The sequence below is a fragment of the Chryseobacterium sp. 1B4 genome (assembly GCF_036631475.1).
GTDB lineage: Bacteria > Bacteroidota > Bacteroidia > Flavobacteriales > Weeksellaceae > Chryseobacterium.
In genome coordinates, this window is sequence record NZ_JAPNUF010000013.1 from 35,511 (window position 1) to 54,603 (window position 19,093).

Annotated in this window: 17 protein-coding genes and 6 pseudogenes; 10 read left to right on the forward strand and 13 right to left on the reverse strand. The window is 37.7% G+C overall.

Going from position 1 to position 19,093, the window contains the following annotated elements:
• Nucleotides 1–218: 218 nt before the first annotated feature.
• From OWR28_RS25610 to OWR28_RS25625, 4 genes are all read right to left on the reverse strand, one after another.
• A complete protein-coding gene (locus OWR28_RS25610; RefSeq protein ID WP_332389057.1) occupies nucleotides 219–1,094 on the reverse strand; it encodes a DUF1501 domain-containing protein in 876 nt (291 codons plus the stop codon).
• Between the two features lie 70 nt (nucleotides 1,095–1,164).
• Nucleotides 1,165–1,401 (reverse strand): hypothetical protein, encoded by a 237-nt coding sequence (locus OWR28_RS25615; protein WP_332389058.1) that lies wholly within the window; start codon nucleotides 1,399–1,401, stop codon nucleotides 1,165–1,167.
• 164 nt (nucleotides 1,402–1,565) lie between these two features.
• The gene (locus OWR28_RS25620) at nucleotides 1,566–2,546 is read right to left on the reverse strand and encodes a DUF1800 domain-containing protein (RefSeq protein ID WP_332389059.1); all 981 of its coding nucleotides are present in this window, start codon (nucleotides 2,544–2,546) and stop codon (nucleotides 1,566–1,568) included.
• A 20-nt stretch (nucleotides 2,547–2,566) separates the two neighbouring features.
• A complete protein-coding gene (locus OWR28_RS25625; protein WP_332389060.1) occupies nucleotides 2,567–2,947 on the reverse strand; it encodes a DUF1800 family protein in 381 nt (126 codons plus the stop codon).
• A 363-nt stretch (nucleotides 2,948–3,310) separates the two neighbouring features.
• Between OWR28_RS25625 and OWR28_RS25630 the strand changes: the two genes are divergently transcribed.
• The 9 genes and pseudogenes from OWR28_RS25630 (at nucleotide 3,311) to OWR28_RS25670 (ending at nucleotide 10,160) form a co-directional block, all read left to right on the forward strand.
• Nucleotides 3,311–3,874 carry a hypothetical protein gene (locus tag OWR28_RS25630; protein WP_332389061.1) on the forward strand — a complete coding sequence of 188 codons (564 nt, stop codon included), beginning with the start codon at nucleotides 3,311–3,313 and terminating at the stop codon, nucleotides 3,872–3,874.
• A 116-nt stretch (nucleotides 3,875–3,990) separates the two neighbouring features.
• On the forward strand, nucleotides 3,991–4,740 hold the full coding sequence (locus tag OWR28_RS25635; protein WP_332389062.1) for a glucokinase: 750 nt from the start codon (nucleotides 3,991–3,993) through the stop codon (nucleotides 4,738–4,740).
• Nucleotides 4,733–5,038, forward strand: coding sequence for a glucokinase (locus OWR28_RS25640; RefSeq protein WP_332389063.1), 306 nt, complete (start codon nucleotides 4,733–4,735; stop codon nucleotides 5,036–5,038). Before OWR28_RS25635 ends, OWR28_RS25640 begins: the two co-directional genes overlap by 8 nt.
• Before the next feature lie 130 nt (nucleotides 5,039–5,168).
• Nucleotides 5,169–5,746, forward strand: a pseudogene (locus OWR28_RS25645) (YceI family protein).
• A gap of 78 nt (nucleotides 5,747–5,824) precedes the next feature.
• On the forward strand, nucleotides 5,825–5,983 hold the full coding sequence (locus tag OWR28_RS25650; RefSeq protein ID WP_332389064.1) for a hypothetical protein: 159 nt from the start codon (nucleotides 5,825–5,827) through the stop codon (nucleotides 5,981–5,983).
• 44 nt (nucleotides 5,984–6,027) lie between these two features.
• Nucleotides 6,028–6,450: pseudogene (locus OWR28_RS25655) on the forward strand (YceI family protein); the annotation flags it as partial.
• 107 nt (nucleotides 6,451–6,557) lie between these two features.
• Nucleotides 6,558–7,203 (forward strand): annotated as a pseudogene (locus tag OWR28_RS25660) (alpha/beta hydrolase).
• Between the two features lie 102 nt (nucleotides 7,204–7,305).
• A pseudogene (locus tag OWR28_RS25665) lies at nucleotides 7,306–8,646 on the forward strand (ammonium transporter).
• A gap of 100 nt (nucleotides 8,647–8,746) precedes the next feature.
• Nucleotides 8,747–10,160 (forward strand): annotated as a pseudogene (locus tag OWR28_RS25670) (L-serine ammonia-lyase).
• Between the two features lie 109 nt (nucleotides 10,161–10,269).
• Here OWR28_RS25670 and OWR28_RS25675 read toward each other — a convergent pair.
• The 7 genes and pseudogenes from OWR28_RS25675 to OWR28_RS25705 form a co-directional block, all read right to left on the reverse strand.
• Nucleotides 10,270–11,109 (reverse strand): annotated as a pseudogene (locus tag OWR28_RS25675) (prephenate dehydrogenase).
• Between the two features lie 267 nt (nucleotides 11,110–11,376).
• Nucleotides 11,377–11,931, reverse strand: coding sequence for an SH3 domain-containing protein (locus tag OWR28_RS25680; protein ID WP_332389065.1), 555 nt, complete (start codon nucleotides 11,929–11,931; stop codon nucleotides 11,377–11,379).
• Entirely contained in the window at nucleotides 11,915–12,598 is a 684-nt protein-coding gene (locus OWR28_RS25685; RefSeq protein WP_332389066.1) for a hypothetical protein, read from the reverse strand. Before OWR28_RS25685 ends, OWR28_RS25680 begins: the two co-directional genes overlap by 17 nt.
• Nucleotides 12,591–13,226, reverse strand: a complete 636-nt coding sequence (locus tag OWR28_RS25690; protein WP_332389067.1) for a DUF5675 family protein — start codon at nucleotides 13,224–13,226, stop codon at nucleotides 12,591–12,593. Before OWR28_RS25690 ends, OWR28_RS25685 begins: the two co-directional genes overlap by 8 nt.
• Entirely contained in the window at nucleotides 13,187–15,088 is a 1,902-nt protein-coding gene (locus tag OWR28_RS25695) for a glycoside hydrolase family 19 protein (RefSeq protein ID WP_332389068.1), read from the reverse strand. The genes OWR28_RS25690 and OWR28_RS25695 overlap by 40 nt, the downstream gene beginning before the upstream one ends.
• A 3-nt stretch (nucleotides 15,089–15,091) precedes the next feature.
• The gene (locus OWR28_RS25700; RefSeq protein ID WP_332389069.1) at nucleotides 15,092–15,943 is read right to left on the reverse strand and encodes a DUF4280 domain-containing protein; all 852 of its coding nucleotides are present in this window, start codon (nucleotides 15,941–15,943) and stop codon (nucleotides 15,092–15,094) included.
• Between the two features lies 1 nt (nucleotide 15,944).
• Entirely contained in the window at nucleotides 15,945–16,967 is a 1,023-nt protein-coding gene (locus OWR28_RS25705; protein WP_332389070.1) for a LysM peptidoglycan-binding domain-containing protein, read from the reverse strand.
• A gap of 671 nt (nucleotides 16,968–17,638) precedes the next feature.
• Between OWR28_RS25705 and OWR28_RS25710 the strand changes: the two genes are divergently transcribed.
• Nucleotides 17,639–18,058, forward strand: coding sequence for a hypothetical protein (locus OWR28_RS25710; protein WP_332389071.1), 420 nt, complete (start codon nucleotides 17,639–17,641; stop codon nucleotides 18,056–18,058).
• A 10-nt stretch (nucleotides 18,059–18,068) separates the two neighbouring features.
• Here OWR28_RS25710 and OWR28_RS25715 read toward each other — a convergent pair whose 3' ends face one another.
• Nucleotides 18,069–18,608, reverse strand: coding sequence for a hypothetical protein (locus OWR28_RS25715; RefSeq protein ID WP_332389072.1), 540 nt, complete (start codon nucleotides 18,606–18,608; stop codon nucleotides 18,069–18,071).
• 20 nt (nucleotides 18,609–18,628) lie between these two features.
• A complete protein-coding gene (locus OWR28_RS25720) occupies nucleotides 18,629–18,883 on the reverse strand; it encodes a hypothetical protein (RefSeq protein ID WP_332389073.1) in 255 nt (84 codons plus the stop codon).
• Nucleotides 18,884–19,093 lie beyond the last annotated feature (210 nt).

Genomic DNA, 19,093 nt, shown 5'->3' on the forward strand with positions numbered 1-19,093 from the left:
TCAGAAGTGTAATTTTTTGCGAGATTGTGGCTGGATTCCTACGGAATGACACAATTGTAATGATGGCCTATTCACACAGTATGTCATTCCATAGGAATCCAAATTGTTTATTAATTATGTGAATGTAAGGTTTCAAAAGCTTAAGTGCACTTCTCAAGCATTTAATAGTATCTGAAACAACTTAAGCGTTTAAAAGCTTTTGTGACTTTGCGGTTTGTTTACACAAAATCATAAATCCCGTCTTTCCATCCCAATACTTTGGAGGAGTCTGCGTTTAGCCAGTTTTTTAGAATCGTAGCATATACTTTCCTGAAGTCTTCTTTGTAGATCAGATCGCCTTCATTCAGATTCTGCAGATCGGGAAGGGTGTTTAACAGTCCCTTCTTCTTAAGGCTTCCGCCGATAAAGAACATCTGGTTGGCTGTTCCGTGATCAGTTCCGTTGCTGGCATTCTGAGCCACACGGCGTCCGAATTCAGAAAATGTCATCAGTAAAATATTCTTGAAGAGTCCATTGCTTTTCATATCGGCAACGAAAGATTTTACCGCCTCATTGATATCATTGAACAATTTTTTCTGCCGGTCATTCTGATTCACGTGAGTATCAAAACTTCCTATTGAAAGATAGTAAACCTGAGTATTGATATCTGACTTTATTAAAGAAGCTACAGTCTTAAAGTCTTTTCCCAACTGGGAATTCGGATAAGTCTGCTCTGTCTTTTTAGCTTTGCTTTTTTCAAAAATATAATCGGCATTATTGATGGTGGAGCCTAAAGTCTGATAAAGATAGGACACTGTTTCATCATCATGATGGTGGTCATAAAGAGACTTGAAATATTTTTCCTGACTCGTCTGGTAGAGCCTTTTAGGATCTTTAAATGCGAAAGCTTTGTTATTTTGCCCTTTCAGGGCAAGACTGAGCATATCATCCACCTCAAGTGCCTGGGTAGGATGGTCGCACCGGTAGCATTCTTCGTCCAGGAAACGTCCCAGCCATCCTGTTTCCAGAAACTGATCACTTCTGCTGGCTGACTGCCAGATATCCATGCTTCGGAAATGAGATTTGTCCGGATTGGGATATCCTACATTATTCATCACAGAAAGCTCTCCATTATCAAAAAGCTCTTTAAAATAGGAGAGAGACGGATTGATCCCGCCTCATCTGTTAAAGGTATTGAATCCTGAACAGCCAGTGTTTTCCTTTCCTGAAATAAATGTCATTTTTAGCCGGAATAATAGTATTCAGCCCGTCATTTCCACCCGTAAACTGAAGAACGACCAGGATATTCTGACTGGGATTCAAAGCTTCATCCAGCGTCATAGCTTTTAAGAAATTAGGCATCAGCATAGAGGCTGTAGCCAGTGAACTTATTTTGAGAAATTCTCTTCTTTTGATTAGCATAATTTCGTTTTTAGGGTTTAAGGTGGCAGATGATAGGTTGCAGGCAGAAGGTTGTAAGTTATAGGGCTGGCTGCATTTTATTTTTATAGCAGTAAAAATAAATCATGGATAGGCAAGTTATACTGCGACAGCTTACCTGCTACCTGCAACCTAAAACCTTCTCCCTACATTAGCTGGTATTCCGGAGTAGACATCAGGTTGATGACATTCATTTTGATACTCTTGTCAGAAAAATTCTTTACGGAGTTCATATCAAGGCTCTGAGTATTCTGTAAAAGATAATCTTCACAGTTTTTATTGGTAAAAATTTTCTCGATCCGGTCCCAGTCGATGGTAATATTAGGATTTTTAAAGCTTTTGTTCAAAGCAGTTTCCCGGGATTTCATTCCCATATCGATATCATCATCCTGGCGGGGGCTGTATTCTAAAGGGCGGAGCCCGGACCAGATCTGCGGAACCTGGAGTCTCAGCATAAGCGTGGAACTGTCGATCCAGGATTTTCCATTGGGCCATCCTGCAACATTAGGAGGATAAAGGAGCATCTGACCCAGTAATTTCTGGTACACGATAAGGTTTTCGGGATTCTGAATATGCATCGGAAGGATCCTCATCATACCAGCCATCAGTTCTATCGGAGATTTTATCCGGTTGCCGATATTCTTCTGATCATAAAACCATGTGCTGGAAAATATCTCAGTCATCAGTTTTTTAATATCATATCCTGAATTGTAGAAATTTGTGCTGAGTCTGTTTACAATATCCTGATCTGGCTTTTCATTAACAAAGAATTTATAAATCTTTGTGGTAATGAACTGTGCAGTAGCCTTCTGTTCCAGAATAATATTGAGGATGTCATTTCCATCAAAGTTGCCTGTTTTTCCCAGAAAAGTTTTGCTGCCTTCATCATGAAGATTTTTTCTTTCTTTGAAATTGCCTTCCTTATCATAACTCCATCCTGTGAATGCCCTGGCGCCTTCTCTCACGTCATGTTCAGTATAATTGCCTCTTCCCATGGTAAAAAGCTCCATGACTTCGCGGGCGAAATTCTCATTAGGATGATCCTTTTTATTCTGTTGATTGTTAAGAAAATTAAGCATGGCCGGTGACTGACTTACCTCAAAGAGCAGATCTTTGAAATTTCCCAATGCATTCTTCCTGATAGTATTTAAAGCTGTCTGTTGAACTTCGGGTTGATCACTCTTGAAGCGAAATGCCCATGCCAGAAAAATGCCATCTTTTCCCTCATCTGCTCTTTGCTGTTGACGATGGTATTCAAAAAATTCAGGTTCAGCTCATTGTTTTGTTCCCTGCTGATACGCTGCATTTCTTTTTTCTTTTCAGCAGGAGCTGTGCTGTTCATGTAGTCTGCTGCCAAATCAGGATCAGGAGTATCATAGGTAATCTCACTAAAGCTGTCTTCTTTAAATAATTCATTCATTATCGTTTTAATGTTTTTATTTTTCAAATCATCAATTTGATTAATACCCACACCAAAACCCGCACGCCAGAGAAGATGTTTGTTTTTTATTAATGAATCAGCCATCATGGAGAATTTATTTTTTTGATGTATTTCAAAGAAGAAGGTTAAAATAGTAACGGGTTAAGGATTGTTAATATTGTTATGTGGGCTGGAAGCCGGAAGAATGAAGTTGGGAGTTATTAAAGGAGATAAAATTGAATTGGTTTTCGAATATTGCTTCCAGCCTCCATCTTCTGGCTTCCTTTCTTTAATTCACTTTTCGGGATCATTTTTTGATAATTTTTGTTAAACAAACATTTAAATTTTGTTAAAATTAATGAGTTGATATTCATTGTTTTATGTTTTGTTTGACTGTTAAAATCAAAGAGAAAGCCTTGCTTGGCATGATTTTTACATCCTTTTGTTTAGTAAAATTTAAAAATTAGAGTTATGAAAATGTTTAAACAAGCAATAGTACTGGCTGGTATTTTAACAGCAGGTATAGCAAGCGCCCAAAGTGCTCAAATGAACAATATGATCAAAGTAGGTGCGAATGTTGGTTTAGCAGTTCCCGCAGATAATCTTTCCGCTGCAGTAGGAGTGGATGTCTCTTATCAGAACCTGATTACACCAGGGTTTGGGCTAGGTATCGCATCAGGATATACTCACTATTTTGGAAAAGACAATAACGGATATAAAAATAATGATGTGGGAGTAATTCCTGTAGCTGCTTTAATCAGAATTTATCCAAAACAAACCGGGTTCTATTTCGGAACAGACTTAGGATATGGTTTCCTGGTTGGGGATAAAGCAGTGGCATCAAATACCAATGTTGAAAGAGCAGACGGAGGTTTTTACCTTAAACCGGAGATCGGATACCACAACAGAGACTGGAACTTCTTTGTACAATACCAAAAGGTTTTTGTAGGAACAAAAGGAGATTTGCCAGGTCAGGATTATAATGTGGGGAATATCGGGGTAGGATTCGGTTACAATATTCCATTAGGAAAGTAGTTAGATTTAATATATAAACAATTATTAACCAAAACCTTTTCACGAAAGTGGAAAGGTTTTTTTGTTCTGTGCAGGATTTACAAAAACAATTATTATATTTGGTAAAATTTGAGGTTATGATTCTGAATCCAAAATTTCCACTTTATTTACCAGGAGTAGAGAACAGTAATAATGATAATGTTTCTATCATTGGAGCAAGCCTCCGTGAAGATATAACAATCTTAGGCTATTTCGTTTCCGGGAACGGAGGTCTTGAGATAAAATTAGAAAATACATATGCAACCAAGGAATATTCTTCTTTTTCAGATATTCTGAAGAAGTTTATCCAGGATAATCAATTGCAGAATGTAAAACGTCTGGGAATGGCTGTACCAGGTCCTGTACTGGACGGGAAGAGCAGCCCTGCAAGATTGGGATGGCACTTAGATGTTGCTGAATATGCCCGCGATTTCGGGTTTGAAAAAGTAGACATGCTGAATGATCTTGAAGCTTCCGCTTACGGAATGTCTCTGTTGGAAGATAATGATCTTGAAGCGATCTACACCAGCGGACACCTTGAAAAAGGAAATGTAGCCGTTCTTGCTCCCGGAAACGGATTGGGTGAGGCCGGATATTTCTTTGACGGAAAATACCTGAGACCTTTCGCAACAGAAGGCGGACACTCAGAGTTTTCACCAAGAACCAATGTAGAAGTTGAGTTTTACCAGTTTCTGAATAATATCTATGGTATTGTAAGCTGGGAAAACGTACTTTCAAAGTCAGGATTATTCAATATTTACAGATTCCTGAGAGATGTGAAAAGGCATCCTGAGCCGGAATGGCTGGGAGAACGCCTTGCACAGAAACTTCGTAGAAGAATTGTATAAAGCAGCTGTGGAAGAAAATGTACTTATCTGCAGAATAGCTTTGGATACTTTCCTTGAATTCCTGGCAAGAGAAGCGAACAACCTTACACTAAAGCTCAAAGCTACCGGAGGATTGCTGATTGCCGGAGATATTGCACAGACTGTAAGAGAGTATATCGACAAAGGAAAATTCTACGAAAAATTCAAGATCAGTGACAAAATGGAAGAAATGCTTAAAAATATTCCTATTTATCTGGTCAAGCAAAATCATACGGCACTAAATGGTATAGCGCTTTATACAGCGTACTATCAGGTATAAATAAAGGCTCCGAAGAAATTCGGAGTTTTTTTATGGGATGATATTATTCATGAAAATAATAAAATTTATTGATATACATCAATGAAATCTATTGAAGAAGATACCTACATTTGTATCGTTAAATAAGTAAATAACTCTATTCAATGAAAAAATATTTTTATTAGCAGTTTTAGCTGGTGGTCTAGCTTTCGGACAGTCAAAAAAGTAGTAGCGTCTGATGTACACTGGTGGGGATACAAAGTAGCAAAATCTGAGGCCAGCTCTCATGACGGTACTGTAAAAGTAAAGTCTGGTGATATGGTAATGAAAGGAAACCAACTGGTAGGTGGAAGCTTCGTATTGGACATGACTTCCATCAGCTCTACTGACCTTACAGGAGAATATCAGCAAAAATTAAACGGACACCTTAAGAATGGTGACTTCTTTGAAGTTGAAAAATTCCCTACGGCAACTTTCAAAATTACAGGAGTAAAGAAAAACAACGATAAGATCTACAACTCTCTTGTAACAGGAAACCTTACTGTAAAAGGAAAAACAAATCCTATTTCTTTCCCTGCCAAAATTTCTTACAGCAAAGGAGTAGTAAGTTTAGTTTCCAACAAATTCTCTTTCGACAGACAGAAGTTTGATGTTGCTTACAAGTCTACCATGCAGGATGTTTTTGTGAAAGATGATATTGATATGCTTGTAAAGGTAACTGCTCAATAAATTAATCAAAAAAAGATTATTAAAAGTGTAGAAGTTCTACACTTTTTTTTATTTTTGTTGAATTGTAAATAAAAAAGAATGAAAAGATTACTATTGTTTGCTATGGTGTGCGCAAGCATATCATTTGTTTCTGCCCAAAAGAAATTTGATAAGGTTTCAAAGGTGACTTCATCAGAGATCAGATGGTGGGGGTATAAGGTGGTAAAAACCCAGAAACTTCCCACTCAGGAACAGTAAAGCTAAAAAGCGGAAAATTCAACTTTGACCATACGGTTCTTGTAGACGGAGAATTTATAATTGATATGAGAAGCCTGATGGCAGGAGATGTTTCAGATGAAGATCAGATCAAGCTTACTAATGATCTGAAAAGCTCGAACTTTTTTGAAGTGAAAAAATTCCCTATTGCAAAGTTCCATTTGACTAAAATCATTCCTTTAGCAAACAGTGAATACAATTCTACAGTATATGGTGATCTTACCCTTAAAGGTGTAAGAAAAACAATCTCATTCCCTGCGAATGTATATGTTACTCAGTTCACCACATCTATTGAATCTGCCAAGTTCTCTCTGAACAGAAGAGACTTTAAAGTATTCTATCAGTCTTCACTGAAAGACTATTTCATCAAGAACGAAATGGATATTCAGTTCAAAGTTTCTACAGAAATGCTGGATAACGAGAACAGAGTTCCGAAAAAGAAAAAGTAAAATATATTCTATTGATACAGAAGAGCAGTTCTCAGGAGCTGCTCTTTTTAGGGCTGTTAAATCAGGAGGGCATTTCTTTATTTTCGTATTTTTTATAAATTAGTGGTATGAAAATTTATATCGTAAGCGGTCTGGGAGCAGACTTCAAGGTTCTTGAAAGAATAGAATTTCCCAAACACTGTGAACTGATTTTTATAGACTGGCTCATCCCCGAAAAAAATGAGCCCTTCGATGCTTACGTTAAAAGAATGGCGGAGAAAATAGATGATTCAGAGCCATTCTGTCTCCTGGGTTATTCTTTCGGAGGAATTATTGTGCAGGAGATCAATCAATTGAAACCTGCGGAGAAGGTAGTAATTCTTGGAAGTATCAAATCTGACAAAGAAAATCAAGATTTATAAGGACAGGAGAGGTTACCAAAATCCCGAGAATATTACCTGTAGGATTATTCAATGACAGGGCTGCCAATGTATATGCTGTTATCAGGAAACTTTTGATCCTAAAAATCCAAAACTTCTGCAATATTTTAAAGTAAGGGATCCTTATTACCTGAAATGGTCTGTAGAAAAAGTTGCTGAATGGAAGTTTGAAGAAAATCCCAATGTAATTCAGATATTAGGAGATAAAGATATCGTTTTTCCCATCCGTTATTCCAAGCCTGATTATGTAGTAAAGGGAGGAACCCATCTTTTTCCTGCTACCAAATCTAAAGAAGTATCCAAAATACTGAAGGAAGTATTTTGTGAAAATTAGAAATATTATCTTGTAAATAGTATTTTTTATAGGGGTGCTGTTTGAAAAATGTTATTTTTATGAAATTTATGTTTAAATTTGATAGGGTTAAATATAAATTTTATGAAAGTAGGATTAAAATGGATCGTTTCATTTTCTGTCATCACACTGGTTGCAATCGGAGGTTTATTCTGGAATCCGGTTGCCGATATTCCTGATACAGGAGAATTTTAAGTGAAGATAAAATTGTAGGTGCGGATGTTGCCTGGATTCTGGCGGCGGCAGGCCTTGTTCTGCTGATGACACCGGGGTTGTCCTTCTTTTATGGAGGAATGGTTGGCAGGAAAAACGTGATTTCTACCATGCTGCAGAGCTTTATTGCCCTGGGTGTTATCTCTTTGGTATGGGTAGTTGTAGGCTTTTCCTTATCTTTTGGAAATTCACTGGGGATTACCATTGGCGGAAAACATTACGGTATTATCGGAAATCCGTTAAGCTATCCGTTTTTCTGTGGAGTAGGGAATCTGCCGCATAAAATAATGGCTCCCACCATACCTTTTATTCTCTTTGCCCTGTTTCAGATGAAATTTGCAGTGATTACTCCTGCGATCATCACAGGATCTTTTGCAGAAAGGGTTCGTTTTATTTCCTATTTATTATTTATTGTTCTTTTCAGTATTTTTATTTATACACCGCTTTGCCATATGGTATGGCATCCTGATGGTCTTTTAAACAAATATTTCGGGGTGAAAGATTTTGCCGGTGGAACAGTAGTGCATATGAGCGCAGGCTTTGCAGCCCTTGCAGGGGCTATGGTAGTTGGAAACAGAAAAATCCTCACCATGAGCCTTCCAATATTCCCTACGTGCTGCTGGGAACCGGAATGTTATGGTTTGGATGGTTCGGATTTAATGCAGGTTCAGCATTAAGTGCTTCTGCTGCTGCCGCAACAGCTTTTGGTACAACTACTATTGCCTCTGCTTCAGCAATGATGACATGGATTTTTTTCGACAGAATCAACGGGAGAAGTGTTTCTGCTTTGGGAGCCTGTATCGGTGCTGTAGTAGGGCTCGTGGCGATTACTCCCGGATGTGGTTTTGTAAGTATTCAGGAAAGTCTTTTATCGGATTTATTACAGCAATTGTTTCCAATATAATGGTTAACTGGAAGGCTTTAAAGAAAGTAGATGATACACTGGATGTCTTTGCCTGCCATGGAGTAGGAGGAATTATGGGGATGATCCTTACTGCTGTTTTTGCCCATGGTGAAAAGGCAAGTCTGCTTCATGGCGGAATTGAGGTCTTTCTCCATCATATGGCTGCCCTGGTTCTTGTTTCTGTTTTCACTTTCTTTGGTTCGCTGCTTTTGTATAAAATTACGAACGCTATGATCACTCTAAGGGTTTCCGAAGAGTCTGAAAATAAAGGCCTTGATCTTTCCCAGCATGAGGAATGCCTGCAGTAGCTTTTATATTCTATTCAGATGTCAATTTCGTTAAAGATTTGAAGATTGATTTTGGGATTTATCATGTATCTTTGTTTTTGAGGAAAATGACGAATCATTTATGGAATCAATATCGGTTTTTGAAATTATTAAAGTAGGAATTGGCCCGTCCAGTTCGCACACAATGGGACCCTGGAATGCCGCTGCTGCATTTATCAGGATTATAAAAAGAGAAAGATCAATAGAAGAAGTAAAAGAGGTTTTTCTTGAATTTTTTGGCTCACTCGCAAAAACGGGGATTGGGCACGGAACTGATATTGCGGAATGCTTGGTTTGAACGGAGAGGATTTTAAAACGATCAATACTTCAAAAATTGATGAGAAAATAAACTACATTAAAAGCACTCAAACTATTAACCTTGGCGGTGAAAAGGTAATTCCGTTTATCTACGGGCACCATTTGGTTTTAAACATGAAAAAAAGCCTTGATTTTCATCCGAACGGGATGATCTTCAGAGCCGTTTTTGAGGATGGAACAGAGCTTGTGCAGGATTTTATTCTGTAGGAGGCGGTTTCATAGCCAGCCAGGAAAAAATTTATCCAAAAGCAGTGTGTACGAACCTTGTATCCTTGCCATAAAGCTTCTGATATCGCAAAATACTGTGAGAAACTTGGGCTTAATAAAATGTCTGACCTGATTCTGATCAACGAAGAAAGCTGGAGAACTCAGGAAGAAACGAGGAAAGAAGCACTTTATATCTGGCAGCAGATTAAAGAATGTATTTATAAAGGGGTGAATAAGGAAGGGGTTCTTCCGGGCGGACTGAATGTTTCCCGGAGAGCTGCAGGAATCAACAGAAAGCTTCTGGGAGATAAAATCTATAAAAATAAAGATGAATGGTTTCAGCAGGTGGTAGATGCTGAAGAGAACTTCACGAATATCAACAAATGGATTGCCTGCTTTGCCCTGGCAGTAAATGAGGAGAATGCAAGTTTCGGAAGGATTATTACCGCACCTACCAATGGTGCGAGTGGAGTTATTCCGGCGGTACTGATGTACTCTCAGGCATTTACACCATTTACGAGTGAGGAGGATATTGTAAGATTCCTGCTTGTAGCTGGAGAAATCGGGACGTTATTCAAGAAAAACGCGACTATTTCTGCAGCGATGGGAGGCTGTCAGGCGGAAATCGGAGTATCTTCTGCAATGGCAGCTGCCGGACTTACAGAAATCTTAGGGGAAGTGTAGGGCAGGTATTGATGGCGGCAGAAATTGCGATGGAGCATCATCTTGGCTTAACCTGCGATCCAATTAAAGGGCTGGTGCAGATTCCATGTATTGAAAGAAATACGATGGGTGCTATGAAAGCCATTACGGCAGCCAATATTGCACTGGAAAGTGATCCTACGAAAGCAAAAGTAACATTGGATGAAGTGATTCTGACCATGTGGGAGACCGCTCAGTCGATGAGTGACCGTTTTAAAGAAACTTCGGAAGGAGGCCTGGCCATTGCAGTCAATGTTCCGGAATGTTAATAGAAATCATTTTATTTCAAAATATAAAACCCTTAGGCATTACTGACTAAGGGTTTCTTAATAAAATAAAAGTAAAAGCTGTTGAGGCTTTTAGTATCTTAAATAATACCTATCTTAAAATTCCTCTGATTCTGTTGGCATTGGAAATCAATTCTTCCAGATATTCATAGTTTTCTTTTTCAAGCGCAGATTTGAATTTTCTGAGCTGAGTGATATGTTCGTTCAGAACGTCCAGCACATTTTCTTTGTTTTGTTTAAATATAGGAACCCACATTTCCGGATGCGACTTGGCAAGACGGACAGTACTTGAAAACCCGGAACTGGCAAGCTGGAAAATCGTTTCTTCTTCACGTTCTTTTTCTAAGACGGTATTGGCAAGAGCGTAAGATGTAATATGGGAGATATGAGAAATGTAAGCAGTGTGAACATCATGATCTTCTGCATTCATATAAATCATGTGCATATCCAGAGCATTGACTACTTTTTCAACGGTAGCCAAAGCATCGTCTGCCGATGCTTCTTTGTTGCATATCACGCCTGCTTTTCCCGAGAAACTCTCTGCAATAGCGGATTTCGGACCATTGTTTTCTGTTCCCCACATCGGGTGAAACGCTACAAATCTTGCACGTTTTGGGTGGTTTTTTACCGCATGTACAATGCCTGCTTTAGTAGAGCCTGCATCCATTACCGTCTGCTGATCAGACACAAGATCCAGAACAGAAGGCAACAGTTTTCGGGCAGCATCTACAGGAATAGCAAGAATAATCAGATCCGAATTTCTAATTCCTCTTCAAGGTTTGTTCCGGCATCAATGATCTTAAGATCCAATGCTTCACTGATATGCTGTGTATTGTTATCGATTCCGTAGATGAAGCTGGCCAGGTTTTTCTCTTAATTTCAAAGCCATCGAACCTCCGATCAATCCCACTCCAATAATACTTATTTTCATCTTTTTACATTTTTTAAAATAAAAAAACCTCGTCCCTAGGACGAGGTTTTAAATTATATTCATAAGAATCCTATCCCAGAGCTGAGGTAAAAATTCTATAATAATATGTTCCGTTGTTAAAAATCACAGAGCAAAGGTATAAATATTTTTTAAATGAAATGAAATTTTCTTTTTTAAATTTGTATACATGGGATTAATAGTTGGTGGTAGGCTTCATATTTTAGCAAGTTGTTTTTTTGTGTCAATCAGAGGGTTATTATTCAGGTTTTATCCTGCTTTTATGAACATATCCCTTTTACCTTCTTTAGAAACTACTAACCACCAATCTCCGTTTTGATCTAAAACCTCAACTTGTTCACCTGTGTTGATTTTTTGCAGGATTTGGGAAGAAGAGTTTTTCTCCTTTCTGAGGTTGGTAAAACCATCACTGTCCTGAATGTAAAAAGCAGTTTTATTTTGACTTTTCTCTACTCTGCATTTTTTGGCTCTTACATTTTCTTCAGGAATGGGTATTATTTTATCTGTCCATCCGGATTTTTGGATATCAATATTTTGGGGAACATCGCAAATATATTTTACTGCATCCTGAGAAGTATCTGACATTGTTTTATAGATAATATTTTTAAGAAGCCAGGTATTATTCTCTAAGACAATATTATATTCTTTTTCATAGTATCCACGATCTGGGAATGATGTTTTTATAGTGAATCCTTTGTTTCCAGAGATTGGAATGATATCATTGATAATATTACCTCCATCCTCAGAGAAGTTTCTTGTTTCCAGTGCTAATATGTATTTACCCTGTTTATCCCCTAAAAACAAATAAATTTTCTCCTTGATAAGGTTTGTTACTTACAATTTTGTCAGAGATGCCATCCTTATTGACATCAAAGGTTTTTATGAAATAATCTTCATTGTTGACATAGGTTTCAAACGAGCTTCTTTTAGTTTCGCTTGAAGGATTCGCAGATAATATTTCTTTTGCTAAGTTTTGTTTTTCAGCTGTTAAATTGGCTAATAATGTATCATCAGGTTTTGAATGAGGAGAATCAAGCAAAAATGTTAAAACTGATTTTGCATCATCTTTTGATAAAGAGTTGATCAGATCATATTTTTTATTTTTTTTAATATATTCTATTGACTTTATTTTAAAATAATTAACAGCATCGGCTTCCCATTTTCCATTTTTTGAAATTTCTGTTATTGAGTTTTCATATTTTTTATATTGAGGTTTTTGGATTAGAGAAAACCAGTAATCAATGTATGGGATGGCTTGTTTATAAAGGATTTCAGCTGAATCTTTTTCATCGTTCCAGCCAAATGTATTTTTAAAGGTTTGAAAATCCTTTGGAAAATTTTCTAAGAACTCCTTTTCATTTTTATTTGAAAATGACTGTTCAAGATTTGTAACATTAATGCTTTTACCCTCTTGCGAAGGGCTCTTGCACGATATTAATATAGCTAGTATTAATAAAAGTAATTTATTCATATGCCTGAGTAATTATAATTTTAGCGTTTTTAATTCCTATTTCTTCCACATAGGTAAATATTTCTTTTAATTTATCTTTACTACCACCAACAAAATCTGTAGATCGGGTTGTTCCGGGTAATAAACATCCTTCAGTATCATCTGCTGTATTACCAGAATGAATTAATATTGCTCTGTCCTTAGATACAACATCATTGAATAGCTTGAGGCCTTTTTTAATTTTTGTACCCGAATGCCATTCTAGATTATATGTCCCAATAGGAACACGTTGCTCTTTACCTGACTCAGTTGTATCCGGCCCTTTTTCTTCAAGGATGAAACCTTTGATCTGGGTATTGTCAATAGTGAATTCTCCAATTGTTGATTTTTTAGTTTGCCATTTCCTAACTAATCTTATCGTTACAGAACTAGCTGATCCATTATTTACAGGTGGTGAGACTTGGGTTTTATTTACACATTTTTGTGGATATTCAAATAAAGCTTTTAATGTAATTACATAGTTCCTCCTTTCTTGTAATCCATTTGCTCCTCCATTTACTAAGTAGCTTATTAAATCTACTTTATCATCATCAGCTATCAATCCCATATTTACCGTTCCGTATTTCTTTTTTTGCCATTCTCTTCCCATATAATTGTATCTTTAGGGTAGTCAGGTTTGTGGGTTTTTACATAGGATGGTGCATCTGCGGGACCTTTCCATCTTGTACCAACACTTAATATTTTTCCTTGTTTCCAATACCAGCCGGCTGATTCACAGGCGATTGATAAAGTGTCGGAAACCTTTTGGTAATTTGTTACTACATCAATTCCGGAATAATATTTATATATTTTATAGTTGTTTTTCCATGTCAATTGCATTAACCCTCTACCTTTGTATTTTTCACCATCTCCTATTGTTGTATTTCCACTTGTTATTGCATCTGGATGTTTACCTGGGTCATACTTAATTCCATCAGCATATTCTTTTGCAGTTCTTAGACGATCAGTTTCGTGATAAATTTGTGATAAGAAATGTAATTTTCTAAGGCAGGTATTGATACCATATTTATTGAAAATATTATTTATTTGGGATCGCAGTTTTTCGATGGTTCTATCTTCTGCTTTAATATTGCAATTTGGAGCATTAAATAAATTATATCCGCTACTTTGTTTGACTCGCTTTTCGCTATCACGAAGCCCATGAATTATTTTCTCAAACTCTTCTGGTGTGAAATCTCTATTACAAAAACATTTCCCGGTTTTTGGAACTGCAGGTTCCGGCTGATTTTGCACCACCGCCGCACTCTTCAATTTCTCCACCTGCATCAGACCTTCCGGATTTACCCCGAATTTCTGAGATTCTGCAGAAAGATCCTTAGAAATAATTTCAATAAAATAGTTTTGTTTATCCGAATCCGGATCGCCAACAGGAGAGTCTATTCCTTTTTCAAAAATAGCTTTTGTAATGACAAACCCTGATGTGTCACATACATCGGCAGGAATTTTAATGTTTCCGCTTCTGTAAACTTCATCATTGGAGGTGGTATCATATTCCCAAACCACATACTGAATATGTTTTCCCACCATATTTTTGGAGTGGATTCTTACCCTTACTTTATCTCCTACAGCAACTTTGGAAAGTTCATTTCCTTTATCATCAATGAAAACAGCTTCTATAATATTGCCTTTAGGATCCGGCTGTTTGGGAGCTTTTTGTCCTGGTGTGAACTTTGGAGTATTTCCTTGAGGCTGCGGTTTAGTTTGATTTTGAGATTGTCCCTTATAATCCGGATTAGCTACATCTACGTTGACCTGGCTTGCTCCCTGAATTTGACCCGAATAACTTGCTGTAACATAATACTCATGATTGGCTCCTTCATTTTTGTCACCTTTCATCATAAACTGATTGGCCATCTGGCGAAGGATTTTTTCATCAGACATCAGGGGAATTTGTACTTCTGCAATACCCTTTGCATTAACCAGAGCTTTGTAGCTGCGGGGATGACGGTTGTTTTTATTAATAACAGGGTCGTGGCCTTTTCCCGGTGCATCATCTTCCCAGAGATGGAATTCGATCTCCTTATTAAACATGCCAATACAATGAGCCTGGGCAATAAGAGTATCACGATAACTGGCTTTATTGACGTTAGCTGCTCCGCGGTTGAAGAGAACTACTTTATCTATTTTTGAAACTTTGTTGCTGGTTGGAATAAGGATAAGAGTGCCAGCCAATTCCTTGCTGGCAGGAAGCCCTGGTAAAATACCTTTTTTAATCTCATAGACTTTCATTTGAAACTCTATTCCTACGGCTATTTCTCCAAACCGGTAAGTTACCTTTTCACCGGTTTTAGGCTTTCCGGTGATGTCTTTCCAGGTTCCGTTTTTCTGTTTCTTGTAAAGATACCATTCATATTCACCTTTCAGTCCGAATGAGAGGAGGGAAGGTTTTACTTCGTAGGAATAAGTTGTTCCTGCCAAAGGATTCTGATTTCCGATAATATTTCCTGTCATGGCTTAGCTGTAATAAAGTTCGTCTGTTCCTTTTGTATCTTCCTTGAATTCATCAAAATCAACAACGGGGTTATAAACCTGCTGTTCCTGCGTATTGGCTTGGGTTACATGGCTTTTGCCCGTTTCACTTTGCTGTCCGTGCTTGAGAATGGTAATTTTCCCTCCCGTGCTGCACATCAGTTCTGAAATTTCAGTAAGACAGCTTTTTCCCATCACTTTTACCTTTTCATAGGTTTTCTGCCATTTTCCGGCAGGAGCGTAAGCGCAGGGAAGATAGCCTCCTGAAGTCGGTTTAAGTTTACATTGTCCGAACGGTTGTGCTGCCGGATCAAGCTGCAGATCATCTTCCGTTACAGCCAGATAATCAGCATTTCCTTCTTCATCATTCCAGTAATGCTTCTTGTGGCTTGTTACCTTAAATTTTGGAAATTTAAATCCCTGATTACATTGTACGGTTCCTTTCTGTACAACGAAATATTTTCCTTCATGGGGAGTAGAACCACTGTCTTCCTTATGCTCTTCGTTTTTTTGTTCTTTATTGGATTTTTCAGCTTCTTCAGATGGCTGTTCTTCATTCTGAGACTGTTCTCCTGCCGGATTTTCTTCCCCGGAAGCGGTATTTTCTGTAGACTCTTCTCCAGAAGATGAAGCGGTATTTTGAAGTTCTGTTTCTTCAGTCATAAGCTGTGGATCTTCCGGAATTAAAATCGTTTTTCCGGGAACAGGTTCCTGCATAACATCTTCCGGCGGGCAGTGAAGATTGTGGTAGGTTTTTAAAATACCTTCATCTTTCAGCTTAAACTGCCCGGCGAGTGAACTGAACGTATCGCCTTTTTGTATGACATAATTTTTCATATTATCCTTGTGTTATGTTGATATGGTGTTGGTGTATCAATACCCCTTCATGGCTCAGTGAAACCGAAGCTTTTGCCTGTAGAAGATTTTTATTTTTTATGTTGGTGGTGTATTCTAATACAATATTGCCTGAGGCAGGTTCCGATGTCTTTTCTTTAAGCTTAATCCCACGCAGGATCTCCTGTGAAGTACATAATTCCCTGATTTTGCCATTTAAAATGGTTGATACAGCGTTTTCATCCCCATTTTCCTGTTCTATATTGATTTCACATTGTACCGGAAAAGAATTCTGTAAAAAATAAAAAGGTTCTTTCCACTTTGCTTTCTTCTGAAACCAGTCTATTCCAGGAAACAGTGTCTGAAACAGGAGTGTGCTCTGAAACTGCTGTAATAAAAATGATTCATCTTTAATATTTCTTTCAAAAATGTTCATATAATTTTGAGAGACTTCGCCTACATAGAACTCTTCAAGATCTTTTCGCTGATGGATAAAAGTGTCAGTGATTTTTTTATGATCTGCAAACCCTGTGATATTGCCTTTTTCATTCATAATAAATTCAAGGGGCATAATACTTTTCATGCAGGCAATGGAAAGACTGCTTACTTTATCATCAGGCGCGTTTCCATCAGACGTAAAATCTTTTTGGACATAACTTACAATATATTGTCCTGTTTTTCTTTCTTTGTGAAGATTAAGATCAATCGTATAACCGATGTTAACCGGAGTTTCAAACGGACTTTCAAAACTTTCATAAACAGTATATGTTGTGGCAAAAAAGGAAGGGGAGAATTGTGACGGAAGGGTATTTTTCCTTTCCTGGTCTTTTTGTGCCTCTGTTTTATGATGTATAGGGACAAAGATCGTTTTCACTTTATTAAGATTTTCAAACCAAACCCTGTCCATTTTTTCGCAGTGGGAATTATGAAACAGCTTCAGTTCCTCACCGGTCATGCCTAGCCGGGAAGCGATAGAGGTCAGCGTATCTCCATTCCGTACCTGATATTGTAAGAAATCAATTTCCATCCAAAGTGAATTATCCTATAAAGCTATTAAAAAACTGTATTTGAAATTAATTTTGGGGTGAAATTTTAAAAATTGTAGTAGAATTACGACATGAATTGATGAAGCATAGAAAACCACCCCGTCAAAAATTCTTTGAATTTTCGCCACCTCAGGACGAGGGGAATATTGCGTCTTCAGTTGATGCTGGTCAGGATTGGAATTTTTGTTGATGCTTTTCTTGTCGGTTTAATGTGGATGATTGCTACGGAATGACAAACTGTATGGTAAGACAATCACTCCGATTGTTTCATTCCGCAGGAATCTAAGCTGTTATAAGGGTTTCAAAGCTAAAACAGTTAGTTGTGACTTAAAACAACCCCAAAAAACTTTTGTGACTTTTGTGGTTTCATTATATGCAGTACAACCAAAAGTTATTATTAATTTTAAAGCTATAAAAAACAAAATATGAAGAATAGATTCTTGCACGGAGTTTTCATAATATTGATCAGTTTGAGTTTTGCATATCCTCAGAAGTCCGGCGATCAGGCGTCTGTTTTTTTCAATACCAAAGCGCAGGATACTGTAAAGATTGGAGAAACATTGATCGACAAAGATACTACGGGCAGCAAGAGTTTAAAAAATAAGATAAAACCTATTCAGGCTAATTTTAAAAGTATCAATTCCGTGACAAAATGGGCTTCTGTCAAAAGAAAGATATTGAAGGGGAATCTGCAGAAGGCGGGGAAGCCACATTTTATTACACAGATAAAGGTCTGCAAAAAGTAATTGCGAAACATTATGGCGAAATGGGGCAGAAGCTGACAGAATATTATCTTCTTAACGGACAGCTTTCTTTTGTTTTCGGGAAAGAGTATAGGTATAACCGACCGCTTTTCTATGATGCTAAAACAATGAAAGAAAATAATGACATGGAAGCCTTTGATTTGAAAAAATCAAAGATTACAATGACCCGCAATTATTTTGAAAACGGAAATATCATTCTGATCAGCAATAATGACTTACACGGATCAGGTATCAGTACGGATTATCCGGCTGAGCAGGAGAAAGAGATCCAAGAAGATTTTAAAAAGCTTCTGAAGCTTGTAAAGTAGAGGAGTAGCGTTATGGTTGATCAGCCTTAATGATATTCAGTCTCTCCTCAACCTCATTGATTCTTTTGAGCCAATAATTGATTCCTTCCTGATTCGTGACGGTTTCCTTAAACGCATTACGGTTGACGGCCCAGAAATGCGAGCTGTTCTTCTGATAATCCAGTTCCCTTTCTTTTTTTGTTTCAGGCTCAATACGGTATCTCCAGAATACGAGAGATTTCATATATTCTGATCTGATTTTTTCCAGATATTCAATAATTGCTTTCCGGTCTTGCGGTATATAACCGGGGCCGGAGCATCCACACGAATGAAAAGTAATCCCGACGGTATACAAATCCCGGATATGGGCCCATTGCTTATCATCATTTTTGGGTGGTGATTTGAAGTCGAGTCCCATATTAGCCATCAGATTTCCGCATTCGGGGCATTTGGCTTCCACCGAAACCAGAGCGTCCCGGTCCACATCTTTAAGGTGGCGGCGTTTGAATGTTTTCCGGCAGTTGAAACAGGCATAATGACCTTTGTAAACCATCATGGCATATCGGCACATATTACAATCTTAATCTTTGGTTATAAGTTATTTGTTTTTTCTTCATTAAAATTAATTCCCATAAAGCTGCCGGCACTTCGCGGATCGTAGACCGACCATACATTTCCCCAGGAAAATCTGAAGGTGCAGCTGGGATAAGGGGTTTTCTTTTTTCGGGTGGGAGACCTGTTCAAAACCTTTGTCAGAAAAGTGTTGTTCCGGTGAAAGACATTCATTTCTTTTTCCTCCGTCCATTCATTCCAGTCTTTGGCATCACCATTTTCCCATGTGTTCATATGGATAGTGTCCAGCTGATCTTTAAAAAACACAGACTGAAAGATAACTGGTATCCCTGTGCCTCTATATTCTTAAAATAATACCAGAAATACCCGGTTTTTACATCCCACATATCAGAGTACTTTTCTTTATAAAAATCAGACTGCTTCAGCCGGTCAAGACCCATTCCTTATAAAGACTGGTAGCAAAGGCTTCCAGTTCTATAACTC

Coding starts and splice junctions, on each gene's coding strand:
- OWR28_RS25610 (WP_332389057.1), bottom strand. CDS start 1,094: ATGAATAATGTAGGATATCCCAATCCGGACAAATCTCATTTCCGAAGC.
- OWR28_RS25615 (WP_332389058.1), bottom strand. CDS start 1,401: ATGCTAATCAAAAGAAGAGAATTTCTCAAAATAAGTTCACTGGCTACA.
- OWR28_RS25625 (WP_332389060.1), bottom strand. CDS start 2,947: ATGATGGCTGATTCATTAATAAAAAACAAACATCTTCTCTGGCGTGCG.
- OWR28_RS25630 (WP_332389061.1), top strand. CDS start 3,311: ATGAAAATGTTTAAACAAGCAATAGTACTGGCTGGTATTTTAACAGCA.
- OWR28_RS25635 (WP_332389062.1), top strand. CDS start 3,991: ATGATTCTGAATCCAAAATTTCCACTTTATTTACCAGGAGTAGAGAAC.
- OWR28_RS25650 (WP_332389064.1), top strand. CDS start 5,825: ATGAAAAGATTACTATTGTTTGCTATGGTGTGCGCAAGCATATCATTT.
- OWR28_RS25685 (WP_332389066.1), bottom strand. CDS start 12,598: ATGAATAAATTACTTTTATTAATACTAGCTATATTAATATCGTGCAAG.
- OWR28_RS25690 (WP_332389067.1), bottom strand. CDS start 13,226: ATGGGAAGAGAATGGCAAAAAAAGAAATACGGAACGGTAAATATGGGA.
- OWR28_RS25695 (WP_332389068.1), bottom strand. CDS start 15,088: ATGACAGGAAATATTATCGGAAATCAGAATCCTTTGGCAGGAACAACT.
- OWR28_RS25700 (WP_332389069.1), bottom strand. CDS start 15,943: ATGAAAAATTATGTCATACAAAAAGGCGATACGTTCAGTTCACTCGCC.
- OWR28_RS25705 (WP_332389070.1), bottom strand. CDS start 16,967: ATGGAAATTGATTTCTTACAATATCAGGTACGGAATGGAGATACGCTG.
- OWR28_RS25710 (WP_332389071.1), top strand. CDS start 17,639: ATGGGCTTCTGTCAAAAGAAAGATATTGAAGGGGAATCTGCAGAAGGC.
- OWR28_RS25715 (WP_332389072.1), bottom strand. CDS start 18,608: ATGTGCCGATATGCCATGATGGTTTACAAAGGTCATTATGCCTGTTTC.
- OWR28_RS25720 (WP_332389073.1), bottom strand. CDS start 18,883: ATGAACACATGGGAAAATGGTGATGCCAAAGACTGGAATGAATGGACG.